Here is a 16,703-nt window from a genome sequence, read left to right as displayed (position 1 = left end):
GTCGTTACAGCAGCAAGCCCGGGTCGCTTCCCATGTCGACTCCGGGAAAGACCGTCGTTTGCAGCGTACTGCGCCCGATGCCGAATTGGCCGTGCAACAGCCAGGCCAGATGCGCCCGCAGGTCGCGGGTGGGGCGCAGGTCACGCCCCTCGTAGAGCGCTCCGTCACCCAGGCCGGGCCAGTCGGTGATCACGCGGCCCCCGCGCAGGGCGCCGCCGGCCAGCACCATCGCCCCGCCGGTGCCGTGGTCCGTGCCCTGTGTCCCGTTCCAACGCGCAGTGCGCCCGAACTCCGTCACCGCCGCCACAGTCGTTTTGGCCCAGGCCTCTGGTCCCAGCGCCTCTTGCAGGGCAAGAAGCGAGTCAGAGAGTTGTTCCAGCGAAAGTGCCAGATGACGCTCCTGCGCCTTGTGCGTGTCCCAGCCGTTCAGCGAATAACAGGCAATCCGCGCTGCATCGCGCAACTGCGCACCTGCAAATTCGGCCAGCACCCGGCCCGGCCGATGTCGGTCGCGCGGTGCCATCATGTCGTCCCGCATGGCGGCCATCATGTCGCCGGGGCTGCCGGAAAAGGCCAGCCCGTCGCCATCGCCCCCCGCCAGCGCAAAGGCACTGTCGAGCGCGGCGGCCATCAAGGGGTCGGACTGCATCACCCGTTGGGTCAGCAGTATGGCCTGCGGCGACAGGCGCAGGTCTGCCTCCGGGGTCCAGCGATTCACGGGCGCAGGCCCGGAAAGGATGCGCAGCGGTTCGCCGCCGATGGCATAGGCCGTCTCGGCGCTCGCCCCGGGCAGATGCTGGACCAGACGGTTGAGCCAGCCGTCATCGGGCAGCGGTGCGTCAGAGGCGGCGACGCCTGCCTCCAGCAGGTCCTGGCCGTCGAAATGGCTGCGCTTGTCGCGATAGGGAATCGACACCGCGTGGGCAAAACCCAGGTCGCCCGCCTGCCAGAGCGGACGCAGGGGGGCGAGAGCGCCATGCAGCGCGAAGTGTCCGTCAAGATCGAAGGCGCCGCCCTCCATGTCCGGACCGGGCCGGCCCAGAGCGTCGAAATCCGGGTCGCCGTACGGGGCCACCACGTCCAACCCGTCCATGCCGCCGCGCAGGATGATGACCACCAGCCGGGCATCGCCCGGCGTCGCGGCAAAGCTGACCGGCGTGACCAGCGGGCTGGCGGCCAGCGAACAGCCAAGGGCGGCGCTGCGGGCCAGGAAATTGCGTCTGTCCATCAGCTTACATCCTCTGAAAGGCGGGGGAGGCCAGCACCACGCCGATCCCGTCGGCGCGGGTTTCGGCGGCCCCGGCGGCGAAACGCACCTCGGCAGGGGCGCGCGACCCCAGCGCGGTTTCCACGAAATCGCGCGGGTCGGGCAGGGCGCCCAGCAGGGCCTGCGGCATCGCAAAGCCCCATTGCAGACGGGCGGCCAGCCCCTGCGGTGTCAACCAGGCGTCGTCCGCCTCGGGCAGGCCGTCAGGCCCGGGCGGCTGCTGCCAGACCTGCCCCATCAGGCGCATCGGTTGGATCAGGGCAATGCCGACGCGCTTGCGCAGCATGTCCTGCGGCACATCCAGCGCGCGGCAGGCCGAGGCGATGAAATCCAGCGGCTGCTTGGCATTGGCCGGGCGCGGATCCCAGGCGGCGGGATGGTCCAGCATGGCCCGGTAGACCGCCATCAAGTCCCCGTTCGTGTCCAGCCAGGCCGTTTCCATCGCGCTGACCAGCTCCGCCTCGGGCGTATCCGCCACGAAATGCACGGCCAGCTTGCCAGCGACATGTCGCGCTGTGACCGGGTGCCGGGCAAGGTCGCGCAGGGCGGCGTGGATGTCCTCCAGCCGGGCGGGGTGATCGCCGCCATAATTCTTGCCCAGCACCGTCTCGGCGCCGGGTTCGGCCAGCGGGCGGCGGAAGTCGGTGCCGCCTTCGGCGGTAAAGGCCAGCCCGGTCAACAGCTCTGCCAATTGGCGCACGTCGGTCTGCGTATAGGGGCCGTCCACCCCCAGCGTGTGCAGCTCCAGCACCTCGCGGGCCAGGTTCTCGTTCAGGCCCTTTTTTCCGGGGTATTTCAGCGCCTGCGGAGAGTTCGGCCCGGCCGAGGCGTGCTGGTCGAGGTAGTGCAGCATCAGCGGATGCGTTGTTACCGCGATCAACATGTCCTCGAACCGGCCGGCAAGGTGCGGACGAATGGCCGATTCGACGTAAGGAGACCCCGCCTGGATCATGACGTTGGCCTTTCCGCGCGCGGTGAAATGGTCGGCCCAAAAGCTCTCCAGCCGCTCGCGCAGGGGGGTCGCACTGTTCATTCGCCGGGCGACCTGGGCCACCAGCCATTCTGACTGCAACTTGCGGGCCCGGCGTTTCAGCCGCCGGATCTGGTCAAGCGCCAGTTCCTCGGCCTCGGTGTCGCGCGTCAGACGGCTAATGCGGCCCAGCGTATAGGCGTTGACCAACAAGTCCTTGGAAAAGCTGTCGAAGGCCATGATCGGAAAAGCCCGCGCCATGACGTCGGGCGCCGTCAGCCCGGCCAGCAGGGCCTTGGTCGAGTCGGGCGGCGCGATCCGGAGGGACCGGCCACAGCCATAGCGGATATCGGCAAGAACGGGATCGTACATCTTGGGGCCTCAACGCTGTTAAGGCCCCTATACCGCAAGCGGGGCGTGCTTGCATCGCCCCGCACGGGTTCGTGTCCGGCGCCTCGGCAAAAAGGCGCCTTTTCCGGCATCACTCCTGCGGAATAACGCGCAGGCTGAGTTCCATCAGCTGGTCCGAGGACGGTTCCGAGGGCGCGTTCATCATCAGGTCTTCGGCGCGCTGGTTCATCGGGAACATGATGACCTCACGGATGTTCGCCGTCTCGGCCAGCAGCATCACCATCCGGTCGATGCCCGCGGCGCATCCGCCGTGCGGCGGGGCGCCGAAGTGGAAGGCATTGTAGAGCGCGCCAAAGCGGGCCTTGACCTCCTCCTCGCCATAACCCGCGATTTCGAACGCCTTGAGCATGACCTCGGGCTTGTGGTTCCGGATCGCACCGGACACCAGCTCGTAACCGTTGCAGGCCAGGTCATACTGGAACCCCAGCACCTTGAGCGGATCGCCCTGCAGCGCCTCCATCCCGCCCTGCGGCATGGAAAAGGGGTTGTGCTCGAAATCGACTTCGCCGGTCTCCTCGTCCTTTTCGTAGATCGGGAAATCCACGATCCAGGCAAAGGCAAAGCGGTTGGGGTCGATCAGCTTCAGTTCCTCGCCCAGCACGTCGCGCGCCTTGCCCGCGATCCGCTGGAAGCTGGCGGGCTTGCCACCCAGGAAGAAGGCCGCGTCGCCGACGCCAAGGCCCAGCTGCTGGCGGATTGCCTCGGTGCGCTCGGGGCCGATGTTCTTGGCCAGCGGGCCGGCCGCCTCCATGCCCTCGCCCTGGTCGCGCCAGAAGATGTAGCCCATACCCGGCAGGCCCTCTTTCTGGGCCCAGGCGTTCATCCGGTCGCAGAACTTGCGCGAACCGCCACCCGGCGCCGGGATGGCGCGGATCTCGGTGCCGTCCTGTTCCAGCAGCTTGGCGAAGATCGCAAAGCCGGAGCCGGCGAAATGCTCGGACACGACCTGCATTTCGATCGGGTTGCGCAGGTCGGGCTTGTCGGTGCCGTATTTCAGCGCCGCCTCGGCATAGGGGATCTGCGGCCATGTTTCGGGCGCGTCCACGGTCTTGCCCTCGCCGAATTCCTCGAAGACGCCCGCGATCACCGGCGCCACCGTGTCGAACACGTCCTGTTGCTCGACAAAGCTCATTTCCAGGTCGAGCTGGTAGAAATCGGTGGGCGACCGGTCGGCGCGCGGGTCCTCGTCGCGGAAACAGGGCGCGATCTGGAAATACTTGTCAAAGCCCGAGACCATGATCAGCTGCTTGAACTGCTGGGGGGCTTGCGGCAGCGCGTAGAACTTGCCCGGGTGCAGGCGCGAGGGCACCAGAAAGTCGCGCGCGCCCTCGGGCGAGGAGGCGGTGATGATCGGCGTCTGATACTCGCGAAAGCCCTTGTCCCACATACGCCGCCGGATGCTGGCCACCACGTCGGACCGCAGGGTCATCGAGGTCTGCATCGCCTCGCGGCGCAGGTCGAGATAGCGGTACTTCAGGCGGGTTTCCTCGGGATATTCCTGGTCGCCGAAGACGATCAGGGGCAGTTCCTGCGCCTCGCCCAGCACCTCGATGTCACGGATGTAGACCTCGATCTCTCCGGTGGGCAGCTTGGGGTTCACCAGGCTTTCGGCGCGTGCCTTCACGTTGCCGTCGATGCGGATGCACCATTCGCTGCGCACCTTCTCGACCTGGCTGAAGACCGGGCTGTCGGGATCGCACAGCACCTGTGTCACGCCGTAGTGGTCGCGCAGGTCGATGAACAGCACGCCGCCGTGGTCGCGGATGCGGTGCACCCAGCCGGCCAGCCGGACGGTATCACCCACCTGGTCCTTGGTCAGATCGGCACAGGTATGGCTGCGATAGGCGTGCATGTCGGGCCCCTTTGATATGCGCAAAAGTCAGGCGCCGATACATCCCGAGGGGCGGGGGAAGTCAAGGGAGACGGCTTTATTTGGTGAGAATCACCTGAGTCTGCTAATCATCAATGCCGGAGGACGCGCCAAAACGTCGCAAGGAGGTTTGCCATGTGGGAGTCTCTGTTTCGAAACATGATGCGCCGGATGCTGCGGCACGGGCAGTTGACCGTGACCATGCCCGACGGACAATCGGAAACCTACGGGCCGGGCGGTGGCCCCGAGGCCCATATCATCCTGACCGAACCGGACACGGTGCGCCGGTTGCTGATGCGGCCCGGCCTCGCGCTGGGAGAATGCTATGCCGAGGGCACGCTGCGGGTCGAAGGGGATGACCTGCCTGGGCTGCTGGGGCTTTTTGTGCCCAGCGGAAATATCGCCGAACTGCCGCCCTGGTACGAACTGCCGCGCAAGCTGCAAGGCGCGCTGCGCGGGTTCCTGCAGCGCAACACGCCGTTCACGGCCCGGCGCAATGTCGCCCATCACTACGATCTTTCGGACGATCTCTATCGTCTCTTCCTGGATGCGGACATGCAGTACTCCTGCGCCTACTGGCCCAGGGCCGGCATGACCCTTGAAGAGGCGCAGGAGGCCAAGAAGGCGCATATCGCGGACAAGCTGCTGATCAAGCCGGGGATGCGGGTGCTGGACATCGGCTGCGGCTGGGGCGGCATGGCGCTGACGCTGGCGCGCGACTACGGCGCGCAGGTGACGGGGGTGACGCTGTCGGAAAACCAGCTGGCCACGGCGCAGGCGCGGGCGCAAGTCGAGGGGCTGGAGGACCGGGTGCGCTTTCTGCTTCTGGATTACCGCAAGCTGGAAGAGCGATTCGACCGGGTCGTCAGTGTCGGCATGCTGGAACATGTCGGCGCGCCGCATTACCGCGAGTATTTCGGCAAGGTGCGCGACCTGATGGCCGACGATGGCGTGGCGCTGATCCATTCCATCGTCAAGAACGGCCCGCCGCGACCCAACAACGCCTGGATCGACAAGTACATCTTTCCCGGCAGTTACGCGCCCTCCGCCTCCGAGGTCTATCGCGCGATCGAGGACAACTGGCTGCACCAGAGTGACGACGAGGCGCTGCGCATCCATTACGCCATGACCTTGCAGGCCTGGCGCGAACGGCTGGAAGAGAATCGGGACCGGGTGGTCGAGATGTTCGACGAACAGTTCCTGCGTATGTGGCGCTTTTACCTGGTCTCGATGGAGGTCTCATTCCGGCAGGGCAACCTGCATGTCCAGCAGTGGCAACTGGCCAAGTCCATGTCCGCGGTGCCGATCACTCGCGATTACCTGTACCCGTCCGCACAGGGTGACTGGATGCGCGCGGCGGAATGACTGACGGCGCCCCGGGCTTGACCCGGGGCCTCTGTCCGGTCGGGTGGCGGCGGGGCAATCCCGTGACGGGCGCCGCCTAGAAGGGCCTGACCACGTTGCCCGAGTAAAAGAACACACCCAGCCCCAGTGCAAACAGGATCACCCCGGCGATGGCATGCAGCACCACCGCCTCGGCGAAACTGCCGCGCCGCTCATAGGCCCAGGCAAAGGCAAGGCCGCCGAAAAAGGTCATGCCGGCGACGATCCAGCTCCAGTACATCAGGTGGGCAAAGGAAAAGAGCGTGGCGTTCAGCACCAGCGGCGGCCATGTCCCGCCCGGCAAGAGGCCGCCGTACCGGCGAAAGAACAGCGGGCGAAAGACCAGCTCTTGCGGCAGGGCCGACAGGAAGGGGTAGAGCGCCGCGATCATCAGCATCAGCGCCGGGTTGAGGCGGATCAGCGCAAAGGCGGCCTCTGGCGCGGTCATCTGTACCACTGCGTAGCCGGTGACCGCCGTCACCGCCGCAAAGCCCGCCACCAGCCGCCAGTCGACCCGGGCCGCGCCGATCCCCAGCGAGCGCCAGTCGAACCCCGGCGTGATATGCAGCAGCACGACCCCCAGCGCGGTAAAGCCGAACAGCAGCGGAAACATCATGTCCGGCGGAAAGGCCAGCGCGATGACGGCCGGGATCACGGCAAAGAAACAGGCGAACTCGACCCAGAGCCAGACGCGCCGCGCCTCTGCCTTGTCGTCTTCCGGCAAAATGGCCATACACGCCGCTCCCTTGTCCTGACCCTTGCTGTCAGATAGGCGCTCTGTGTTGCCGTACCACCCCGTTCGAGGCTTGCGCTTGAACCCGCGCTGCGTATAACGCCGACAATTTGCCAACAGTGTCCCCCGGCACGCGTCATGCCGGGGCCCAGACGGAGCTGCCCGATGCCCAAGCGTACCGACATCCAGTCCATCATGATCATCGGAGCGGGGCCCATCATCATCGGCCAAGCCTGCGAGTTCGACTATTCCGGCGCCCAGGCCTGCAAGGCGCTGCGCGAAGAGGGCTACCGGGTCATCCTGGTGAACTCGAACCCGGCCACGATCATGACCGATCCGGGGCTGGCCGATGCCACCTACATCGAGCCGATCACCCCCGAGGTCGTCGCCCGGATCATCGAGAAGGAGCGCCCCGACGCGCTCTTGCCGACGATGGGCGGGCAGACCGGCCTGAACACCTCTTTGGCGCTGGAAGAGATGGGTGTGCTGGAAAAATTCGGTGTCGAGATGATCGGCGCCAAGCGCGAGGCCATCGAGATGGCCGAGGATCGCAAGCTGTTCCGCGAGGCGATGGACCGGATCGGCCTTGAAAACCCCAAGGCCACCATCATCACCGCGCCGAAAAAGGACAACGGCAAGCGCGACCTCGATGCAGGCGTCGCCCTTGCGCTGGAAGAGCTCGAAGAGATCGGCCTGCCCGCCATCATCCGTCCGGCCTATACGCTGGGCGGCACCGGCGGCGGCGTGGCCTACAACCGCGAGGATTACATCCACTATTGCCGTTCGGGCATGGATGCCTCGCCCGTGGGTCAGATCCTTGTCGACGAAAGCCTGCTGGGCTGGAAAGAGTATGAGATGGAGGTCGTCCGCGACAAGGCGGACAACGCGATCATCGTCTGTTCCATCGAGAACGTCGACCCGATGGGTGTGCACACGGGCGATTCGATCACCGTGGCCCCGGCGCTGACACTGACCGACAAGGAATACCAGATCATGCGCAACGGCAGCATCGCCGTGCTGCGTGAGATCGGTGTCGAGACCGGCGGCTCGAACGTGCAATGGGCGGTGAATCCCGACAACGGACGCATGGTCGTGATCGAGATGAACCCGCGCGTCTCGCGGTCCTCGGCGCTGGCTTCCAAGGCGACGGGTTTCCCGATTGCCAAGATCGCCGCCAAGCTGGCTGTCGGCTATACGCTCGACGAGCTCGACAACGACATCACCAAGGTGACGCCCGCCAGCTTTGAGCCGACCATTGACTATGTCGTCACCAAGATCCCGAAATTCGCCTTCGAGAAATTCCCCGGCTCCGAGCCCTACCTGACCACCGCCATGAAGTCGGTGGGCGAGGCGATGTCCATCGGACGCACCATCCACGAGTCGCTGCAAAAGGCGCTCGCCTCGATGGAATCCGGCCTGACCGGCTTTGACGAGGTCGAGATTCCCGGTGTCAGTGTCGATCCCTGGTCGAACGCCCCTGAAAAGGCCGCCGTCATCAAGGCGATCAGCGAACAGACGCCGGACCGGATGCGCACCATCGCTCAGGCCATGCGCCACGGGCTGACGGATGACGAAATCCACGGCACCACCATGTTCGATCCCTGGTTCCTGGCCCGCATCCGCGAGATCGTCGGGACCGAGGCCGAGGTTCGCGCCAATGGGCTGCCACAGGATGCAGATGCGATGCGGGCGCTCAAGATGATGGGCTTTACCGATGCGCGCCTGGCGAAGCTCACCGGGTTTGCCGAAAAGGACGTGCGCGCACGGCGGCAGGCGCTGGGCGTGACCGCCGTCTTCAAGCGTATCGACACCTGCGCCGCCGAGTTCGAGGCCCAGACCCCCTACATGTATTCCACCTACGAAGAGCCCCTCATGGGCGAAGTGGAATGCGAGGCGCGCCCGAGCGACCGCAAGAAGGTGGTCATCCTCGGCGGTGGCCCGAATCGGATCGGGCAGGGGATCGAGTTCGACTATTGCTGCTGCCACGCTTGTTTCGCGCTGACCGACGCGGGCTATGAGACCATCATGGTCAACTGCAACCCCGAGACCGTCAGCACCGACTACGACACCTCGGACCGCCTGTATTTTGAGCCGCTGACCTTTGAACATGTCATGGAAATCCTGACGAAAGAGCAGGAAAACGGCACGCTGCACGGTGTCATCGTCCAGTTCGGCGGCCAGACTCCCTTGAAGCTGGCCAATTCGCTGGAGGCCGAGGGCATTCCGATCCTGGGCACCACACCCGACGCCATCGACCTGGCCGAAGACCGCGAGCGGTTCCAGGCGCTGGTCAACCAGCTGGGGCTGAAACAGCCCAAGAACGGCATCGCCTCGACCGACGCACAGGCACTGGACATCGCCGAGGAGATCGGCTTTCCGCTGGTGATCCGCCCGTCCTACGTTCTGGGTGGCCGGGCGATGGAAATCGTGCGCGACATGGATCACCTGCGCCGCTACATCAAGGAAGCGGTCGTGGTCTCCGGCGACAGCCCGGTGCTGCTCGACAGCTATCTGTCGGGCGCGACAGAGCTGGACGTGGACGCGCTGTGTGACGGCGAAAACGTCCATGTCGCCGGCATCATGCAGCACATCGAAGAGGCCGGCGTGCACTCGGGCGACAGCGCCTGTTCGCTGCCGCCCTACTCGCTGGATGCCGAGGTGCTGGCCGAAATCGAACGCCAGACCCATGCCTTGGCCAAGGCGCTGAACGTGGTCGGCCTGATGAACGTGCAGTTCGCGATCAAGGCCAATCCCGCGGGCGAAAACGAGGTCTACCTGATCGAGGTGAACCCGCGTGCCAGCCGCACGGTGCCTTTCGTCGCCAAGGCGACCGACAGCGCCATTGCCAGCATCGCCGCCCGCATCATGGCCGGTGAACCGCTCTCGGCCTTCCCCAAACGTGCCGGTTACGAGGCCAGCATCGACTACGACACCGATGTGCCGATGGCCGATCCGATGACGTTGGCCGACCCGAACATGCCCTGGTTCTCGGTCAAGGAAGCGGTGCTGCCCTTTGCCCGCTTCCCCGGCGTGGACACGATCCTTGGCCCGGAAATGCGCTCGACCGGTGAGGTCATGGGCTGGGACAAGTCCTTTGCCCGTGCCTTCCTCAAGGCGCAGCTGGGCGCAGGTACGCATCTGCCGACCGAGGGCACGGTCTTTTTCTCGATCAAGGACGAGGACAAGACGCACCAGCTGATCGAGACCGCGCGCATTCTCGTGGACCTCGGCTTTACCATCGTTGCGACCTCGGGCACGGCCTCTTTCCTGGCCGCGCATGACATCGCCTGCGAGCTGGTGAAAAAGGTCTACGAAGGCCGCCCGAACATTGTCGACCTGATGAAGGACGGCAAGGTGCACCTGGTGATGAACACCACCGAAGGCTCGGCAGCGGTCGAAGACAGCCGCGAGATCCGGTCCGTCGCTTTGTATGACAAGATCCCCTACTACACGACCGCCGCCGGGGCCCACGCCGCCGCGATGGCCATGAAGGCACGGGAAGAAGGGGAACTGGTGGTGAAGTCGTTGCAGGGGTGACTGCTTGATTGACGAGTGAAACTTCTCGTGATTCACTGAGGTGGCATGAGTGGAGGGCGAGATGGACAAACTTGACATTTTGTCGTTGCAGAAAGTTCAGTATGCTCACGACAAACGCAACCACAGCGACATTCTGTCCCTGCACAAAAACGACCGCTCAAAACACTACGGCCTGCACTTTGCAAAATATTCGGCAAGGTTGGCCACAGGATACTGCAAAAAGAAATCCACCCTCGATACGGCCGTGGATTCGATATTGGTATCGCTGAGCTCAGCAAACACCTTGATGCTGGAGCTTGATTTTTCAAATTGTTCAGGATTTGATTGGGCGGACTTAATCCGCCAATACACAATCGAAATGGCGAAGTATTGCGATGGCTGCGAGAAAATTGACCACGCTGAAGAGTTTTGGCCACTTCTTCGCGAAGCTAATTTAAACATCTTCTCAATTTCATTTGAGATGGCTTCTCGCAACTCTAATAATGTTCTAGGGGACCTCGCTCACCGCAGACATGCCTTGGCAAAGCGGCAATTTTATATAGGCGCAGAATGACTTTTTGGGGAAGAAATGAATGGCTATCTACTAGAGATTGCGACTTTCCTGTTGAGCCGAGAGACCACTCAAAAGTAGAAGAGGCTGGATACAAGCTCAGTGTTGGGGATCAAATTTACCTTACAGAGAAAAACGGAGCAAAGGTAAGAAACCTTGCCCCCGGAGAGACCTTTTTCATCTCCCCTGGTCAATTTGCCTATATATTGACAGAGGAACGGGTGAAGATCCCCTTGGACATGATTGGATTTATTTCGGTTCGGGCAAGCATCAAGTTTTATGGTCTCGTCAACGTTTCGGGCTTCCATGTCGACCCCGGGTACAAAGGAAAACTGATATTCGCCGTATTCAATTCCGGTCCGTCTCGCATCAACCTGCAAAGAGGGCAAAGCATCTTCTCTCTGTGGGTTGCGAGTCTTGCCAGCCCTATTTCTACCAAAGATGCACCAAAGAAATCGTATGATGAGCTGTCTCCCGATGTAATAAACAAGATTGATGGACAACATCTGACCGCATATCAAGTGCACGACAATATCGAAGACGTGAGGAAAATTGCAGAGGAAAACAAGGACGATCTAAGAAAAATTAAACTATATTTTTGGCTCGCGGTTCTTGTCCTCGGCATCATTGTTTTCCCTATCGCTCGACACCAAGTGACGCAAGCTTGGAAGTCTGGCGTTGCTCAGGATTTCCTCGAGGGCGTGGATCCTGCGACCAGACAGCCGACGAACCCATAACTACTCTATTGTCCATAACAAAATCGAGAAGCTGCTTATTTATGGAAGAATGTGGCGAGAAAGCATTTTCCGAAGTTTTGCTTCAACCCGCCGCCCGCCCAAACCTCTGAACACCCCAGATTAACCCAAGGGTCAACAGCCCGAACCCCGCTGGCGGCAACAGCATTGCCGCCATGCCCAGCGGCAGGCTCACCCAGCCTAGGTGCGGCAAGGCCCAGGCCTCGACGGCGTAGCGCAGCCAGATCGACAGGGTGAAAAACGACCCCAGCGCGCAGAGCATCAGCAGGACAGAGACAACCCGCACCCAGCGCGGCAGAGGCCCGGCCTTGGGGCGACGGCGGGCCACTTGCGCGCGCTCGTCCCGGACCTGATCCGGGACCTCGCCGGCAGGCACGCGCCGCGCCCGCCAACGCCGGATCAGCGGCCAGATCAGGCAGCCAGCGAAGAACATCAGGAACATCCAGGCCAGCGCCATGCCCCGGCTCTCGAACAGCGGGTCGACCAGCACCGTTTCGGGGGCGCCGCGCAGGTAACGCACCTGCACCTCCGCCCCCGGCTCATGAGCGCGCAGGAAATCCAGAGTTACCTGTGCCTCACTCGTGATGACCTGTCCGTTCACCGCAAAGCGGACCGTTGCATAATGGCGATAGCGTGGCGGTTTTTCGGGCTGGCTCTGTGTGCGCTGTGTGCGGACAGAGACAAGGATCGCCGTCGTCTCGACCCCGTCGCGGTCAAACCGCGCCGCGCGGGACGAGGCGCTGTAGACGAGGGCAACGAGCACGACGAAGAGGAACGCCATCAATCCGGTGACAAACAGGGGGATCGGGTTTCGGGCACTCATCCTGTTCGCCTGGTTCCTTGACTTCGCGGGCGGGGGTTTCACCCCCATTCCCTCGCATCTTATCACGAGATCCGGGCGCGGGAATGCGGGGCATGACCCGGTCCCGAAGCCCCGGACGGGCAGAAATTCCGCACCCCGATCCCGGCGTCAACCCGCCCAAGGGCCGTGCCGACGTGGCCGGACAACCGTAACCTCTTGATTCCGTGTCGCCAGCGGGACAGCCAAGCCTGCGTTTGCCACAGGTATACCCCCTCCACATCCCGGTTCGCCCCTGTTAAACCGCTGGGGAACAATCCTCGGAGGGCATTGCCGATGAAACCCGTCATTCTCACGATCCTCGACGGTTGGGGCCTGCGCGAGGAGGAGGCGAACAACGCCCCCAAACTGGCCAATACCCCCACGATGGACCGGCTGATGGCCACCTGTCCCCATGCGACGCTGATCACCCACGGCCCCGACGTCGGCCTGCCGACCGGGCAGATGGGCAATTCCGAGGTGGGACACACCAATATCGGCGCCGGCCGGGTGGTGGCGATGGACCTTGGCCAGATCGACCTGGCCATCGAGGACGGGTCTTTCTACGACAATGACGCCATCCTGAACTTTGCCGCCACGGTCAAGGATGCCGGGGGCACAGCGCATCTCATGGGGCTGACCTCGGACGGGGGTGTGCACGCGCATACCGATCACCTGCTGGCGGCGGCGAAGGTTCTGACCGATCAGGGGCTCAAGGTCCTCATCCATGTCATCACCGACGGGCGTGACGTGGCGCCGACCTCGGCCGCGAAGCAGGTGCAGGCCTTCGACATTGCCTTGCCCGAAGGCGCGCGCATCGCCACGGTCAGTGGCCGCTACTACGCGATGGACCGTGACAACCGCTGGGAACGCGTGGAAAAGGCCTATCGCGCCGTGGTCGAGGGCAAGGGGGACGCCTTGGAAGATCCGTCCGAGGGCATCGTCACCTGCTACGATCTGGACCAGACGGATGAGTTCATCGAACCCTTCATCATCACGGGCTACAAGGGCATGGAGAAAGGCGACGGGCTGTTCTTCATCAACTTCCGGGGCGACCGCGCGCGAGAGATCCTGTCTGCCATCGGGGACCCGGAGTTCGACGGGTTCAAACGCGACAAACCCGAATTGTCGGCCCTGCTGGGCATGGTCGAATACTCCGACCGGCACAACGCCTACATGACCACCGCCTATCCCAAGAGGAAGATCGTCAACACGCTGGGCGAATGGGTGGCGAAACAGGGCAAGACGCAATTTCGCCTCGCGGAAACCGAGAAGTACCCGCATGTGACCTTCTTCCTCAACGGTGGCAAGGAAACGCCCGAGCCGCAGGAGGACCGGTTCATGCCCAAGTCGCCCAAGGTGGCGACCTATGACCTGCAACCGGAGATGTCCGAACCGGAAGTCACCGAGAAGTTCCTTGAGGCGATCGACAAGGGCTATGACCTGATCGTGGTGAACTTTGCCAACCCCGACATGGTGGGCCATACCGGCGACCTGCAGGCGGCGATGAAGGCCTGCGAGGCCGTGGATGACGGGCTGGGCCAGGTCGTCGACAAGCTGGAACAGACCGGCGGCGCGCTGCTGGTGATCGCCGACCACGGCAACTGCGAAACGATGGTGGACCCGGAAACCGGTGGTCCGCACACGGCACATACGACGAACCTTGTGCCGGTGATCCTCTATGGTGCGCCCGGTGTCGAAAAGCTGCGCGACGGTCGGCTTGCGGATGTGGCGCCGACCCTGCTGCAACTGATGGACCTGCCGCAGCCCGAGGAAATGACCGGGGAAAGCCTGATCGCGTGAAACCGCTGGCGCTGATCCTTTGCCTTGTTGCCACGCCGCTGGCCGCGCAGGACGCGGGGGAGAAGGCGCGCGCTGCCGCCGAGGCGCTGGAGGCGGCCTCTGTCCTCTTGGACACCGCCGACGAGGCGCAGGACCGGGTGGCCGCCCTGACCGACACGGTGCGCGCCTACGAGGACGGGCTGACCGCCATGCGCGAAGGGCTGCGCGCCGCGACCATCCGGGAAACGGAACTCAGCCGCAAGCTGTCCGCGCAAGAGGCCGAGGTGGCCCGCCTGTTGGGGGCGCTGATGGCGGTGGGGGACCGCGCCGCGCCGCGCACGCTGGTGCATCCGGGCGGTCCGCTGGATGCGGCCCGGTCGGGGATGCTGGTCGCGGCCCTGACACCGGGACTGGCCGCCCAGGCGGCCGAGCTGCGCGCCGATCTCGAAGAGGTTACGGCCCTGCGGTCCTTGCAACAGAACGCCGCCGACACCCTGCAAGAGGGGCTGAGCGGCGTGCAGGCGGCGCGCACCGCGCTCAGCCAGGCCATCGCCGACCGCACCGATCTGCCGCGCCGCTTTACCGAGGACCCGATCCGGACCGAACTGCTGATCGCCTCGACCGAGACGCTGCAGGGCTTTGCCTCGGGCCTGGCAAAGATCGCCGAGGATGAGACCGGCCCGCCGCTGCCGCCGATTGCCGATCGCAAGGGCAGTCTGCCCTTGCCGGTGCGCGGCGTGGTTCTGCACGGGGCCGGGGATCGTGACGCGGCGGGCGTGTCCCGCCCCGGCATCGTCCTTGCCACCCGCCCCGGTGCGCTGGTGACAACCCCCGCCGCCGCCACGATCCGCTATGCCGGACCGCTGCTGGACTACGGCCTGGTGGTGATCCTGGAACCGCAGGCGGACCTGATGTTCGTGCTGGCGGGGATGGACACGGTGTTCGGTGAGACTGGACAGGTCCTGGCCGCCGGGGCGCCCGTGGGGCTGATGGGTGGGCCTGCCGGCAATAATATGTCACCTTCGGGTGAGGGGGCTGGCGGAGGCCGTTCGGAAACGCTCTATATAGAGGTCAGAGAGGGCGACGTGCCCGAGGACCCACTTCGGTGGTTCACAACCGACAAGGGATGATTGAGGTATGAAGAAATTCGTGATGGCCGCCGTCGGCGGCACCCTGGCGTCCATCGTGGCGACGACCCAATTGGTGGGTCCGCTGCTGGCGCAAGAGGGCAGCCGTCCGGAAAGCGTCTATGAGCAGCTCGACCTTTTCGGCGACATCTTTGAACGCATCCGCGCGCAATACGTCGAGGAAGTCGACGAAAAGGACCTGATCGAGGCAGCGATCAACGGCATGCTGACCTCGCTCGACCCGCATTCCAGCTATCTTGCCCCCGACGATGCTGCCGACATGCGCGTGCAGACGCGTGGTGAATTCGGCGGCCTGGGGATCGAGGTCACGCAGGAAGACGGCTTCGTCAAGGTGGTCTCTCCCATGGACGGCACCCCGGCAATGGAAGAGGGGATCGAGGCCGGTGACTTCATCACCCATGTCGACGGCGAAAGCCTCCTGGGCCTGACCCTGGACGAGGCGGTCGAAATGATGCGCGGGCCGGTCGGCTCGGAAATCGTGATCACCGTGGTCCGCGAAGGTGTCGAGGAACCCTTTGATGTCTCGATCATACGCGACACGATCAAGCTGACCGCCGTGCGGTCGCGCACCGAAGGCGAAACCGTGGTGCTGCGCATCACCACCTTCAACGACCAGACCTTCCCGAACCTCGCCGACGGCATCGCCAAGCAAGTCGAAGATGCGGGCGGTATCGACAAGGTGAACGGCTTTGTCGTCGACCTGCGCAACAACCCCGGTGGCCTGCTGAACCAGGCGATCATGGTGGCCGATGCCTTCCTCGACAAAGGCGAAATCGTCTCGACCCGGGGCCGCGATCCGGCTGATGGTGACCGTTACAACGCCCAGCCCGGCGACCTGGCCGAGGGTAAACCGCTGGTCGTTCTGATCAACGGCGGCTCTGCCTCCGCCTCGGAAATCGTGGCGGGTGCGCTGCAGGATCACCGCCGCGCCATCGTCGTCGGCACCAAGAGCTTTGGCAAGGGATCGGTCCAGACCGTCATGCCGCTGCGCGGCAACGGCGCGATGCGCCTGACCACCTCGCGCTATTACACGCCCTCGGGTCGGTCGATCCAGGCGCTGGGCGTTTCGCCCGATATCGTGGTCGCGCAGCCGCGCCGCGATCCCAATGCGGAACCCGCGGAGGAGCCGGCAGCCAATCCCTTCACCCGCTCCGAGGCCGACCTGCGTGGCCGCCTGGACAACGACTCGCTGACGCCCGAGGAAATCGAGCAGATCGAGCGTGACCGGGCCAAGGCCGAGGCCGCTGCCCGCCTGCGCGAAGAGGATTACCAGCTGGCCTATGCCATCGACATCCTCAAGGGCCTGTCGGCACTGGGCCCCAAGGACTGAGGCTGTCCTGATTGAGAAAAGAGCACACCGGCGGCCACCTGGCCGCCGGTTTTCGTTTCGAATGCCGCGCAAGCTGTGCGCCCCGTGGCTTTGAAAACGCGCCCGGCTGGTGTATGCGCGACGGGGCAG

General features: G+C 64.1%; 12 protein-coding genes. 7 read left to right on the top strand and 5 right to left on the bottom strand.

The genetic code is table 11. From position 1 onward, the window contains the following. Positions 1-4: 4 nt before the first annotated feature. The 3 genes from KZZ07_RS00665 to aspS all read right to left on the bottom strand — a co-directional run bounded on the left by KZZ07_RS00665 (position 5) and on the right by aspS (position 4,500). A complete protein-coding gene (locus KZZ07_RS00665; RefSeq protein ID WP_219510379.1) occupies positions 5-1,228 on the bottom strand; it encodes a DUF1501 domain-containing protein in 1,224 nt (407 codons plus the stop codon). A 4-nt stretch (positions 1,229-1,232) separates the two neighbouring features. Further along, complete coding sequence (locus tag KZZ07_RS00660) at positions 1,233-2,609, bottom strand: DUF1800 domain-containing protein (protein WP_219510370.1); 1,377 nt, start codon at positions 2,607-2,609, stop codon at positions 1,233-1,235. A 109-nt stretch (positions 2,610-2,718) separates the two neighbouring features. After that, on the bottom strand, positions 2,719-4,500 hold the full coding sequence (gene aspS, locus KZZ07_RS00655; protein ID WP_219510368.1) for an aspartate--tRNA ligase: 1,782 nt from the start codon (positions 4,498-4,500) through the stop codon (positions 2,719-2,721). A 153-nt stretch (positions 4,501-4,653) separates the two neighbouring features. On the opposite strand from aspS, the gene KZZ07_RS00650 reads away from it, so the two are divergent. Continuing rightward, positions 4,654-5,883, top strand: a complete 1,230-nt coding sequence (locus KZZ07_RS00650) for an SAM-dependent methyltransferase (RefSeq protein ID WP_219510359.1) — start codon at positions 4,654-4,656, stop codon at positions 5,881-5,883. Between the two features lie 76 nt (positions 5,884-5,959). Here KZZ07_RS00650 and KZZ07_RS00645 read toward each other — a convergent pair whose 3' ends face one another. Further along, positions 5,960-6,634, bottom strand: a complete 675-nt coding sequence (locus KZZ07_RS00645; protein ID WP_219510356.1) for a CPBP family intramembrane glutamic endopeptidase — start codon at positions 6,632-6,634, stop codon at positions 5,960-5,962. 165 nt (positions 6,635-6,799) lie between these two features. On the opposite strand from KZZ07_RS00645, the gene carB reads away from it, so the two are divergent. The 3 genes from carB to KZZ07_RS00630 all read left to right on the top strand — a co-directional run bounded on the left by carB (position 6,800) and on the right by KZZ07_RS00630 (position 11,458). Next, a complete protein-coding gene (carB, locus tag KZZ07_RS00640; protein ID WP_219510347.1) occupies positions 6,800-10,171 on the top strand; it encodes a carbamoyl-phosphate synthase large subunit in 3,372 nt (1,123 codons plus the stop codon). A gap of 61 nt (positions 10,172-10,232) precedes the next feature. Further along, the gene (locus KZZ07_RS00635) at positions 10,233-10,724 is read left to right on the top strand and encodes a hypothetical protein (protein ID WP_219510333.1); all 492 of its coding nucleotides are present in this window, start codon (positions 10,233-10,235) and stop codon (positions 10,722-10,724) included. Beyond that, positions 10,721-11,458: a dCTP deaminase domain-containing protein gene (locus KZZ07_RS00630; protein ID WP_219510331.1), complete on the top strand. Its 738-nt coding sequence runs from the start codon at positions 10,721-10,723 to the stop codon at positions 11,456-11,458. The genes KZZ07_RS00635 and KZZ07_RS00630 overlap by 4 nt, the downstream gene beginning before the upstream one ends. Before the next feature lie 82 nt (positions 11,459-11,540). On the opposite strand, the gene KZZ07_RS00625 is transcribed toward KZZ07_RS00630, so the two are convergent. Beyond that, positions 11,541-12,299 (bottom strand): DUF3592 domain-containing protein, encoded by a 759-nt coding sequence (locus KZZ07_RS00625; protein ID WP_219510329.1) that lies wholly within the window; start codon positions 12,297-12,299, stop codon positions 11,541-11,543. A gap of 312 nt (positions 12,300-12,611) precedes the next feature. Between KZZ07_RS00625 and gpmI the strand changes: the two genes are divergently transcribed. Genes gpmI through KZZ07_RS00610 form a run of 3 tightly spaced genes read left to right on the top strand, consistent with a single transcriptional unit; the run spans position 12,612 to position 16,574 of the window. Beyond that, entirely contained in the window at positions 12,612-14,117 is a 1,506-nt protein-coding gene (gene gpmI / locus KZZ07_RS00620) for a 2,3-bisphosphoglycerate-independent phosphoglycerate mutase (protein ID WP_219510327.1), read from the top strand. Then, positions 14,114-15,226 carry a murein hydrolase activator EnvC family protein gene (locus tag KZZ07_RS00615; RefSeq protein WP_219510324.1) on the top strand — a complete coding sequence of 371 codons (1,113 nt, stop codon included), beginning with the start codon at positions 14,114-14,116 and terminating at the stop codon, positions 15,224-15,226. Before gpmI ends, KZZ07_RS00615 begins: the two co-directional genes overlap by 4 nt. A 7-nt stretch (positions 15,227-15,233) precedes the next feature. Then, positions 15,234-16,574: a S41 family peptidase gene (locus KZZ07_RS00610; RefSeq protein WP_219510322.1), complete on the top strand. Its 1,341-nt coding sequence runs from the start codon at positions 15,234-15,236 to the stop codon at positions 16,572-16,574. Positions 16,575-16,703: the final 129 nt, after the last annotated feature.

The organism is Mameliella sp. CS4 (assembly GCF_019392335.1).
Classification (GTDB): Bacteria; Pseudomonadota; Alphaproteobacteria; order Rhodobacterales; family Rhodobacteraceae; genus Antarctobacter.
The sequence above is the reverse complement of the archived record's forward strand: the minus strand, read 5'-3'. Positions and strand labels throughout refer to the sequence as shown.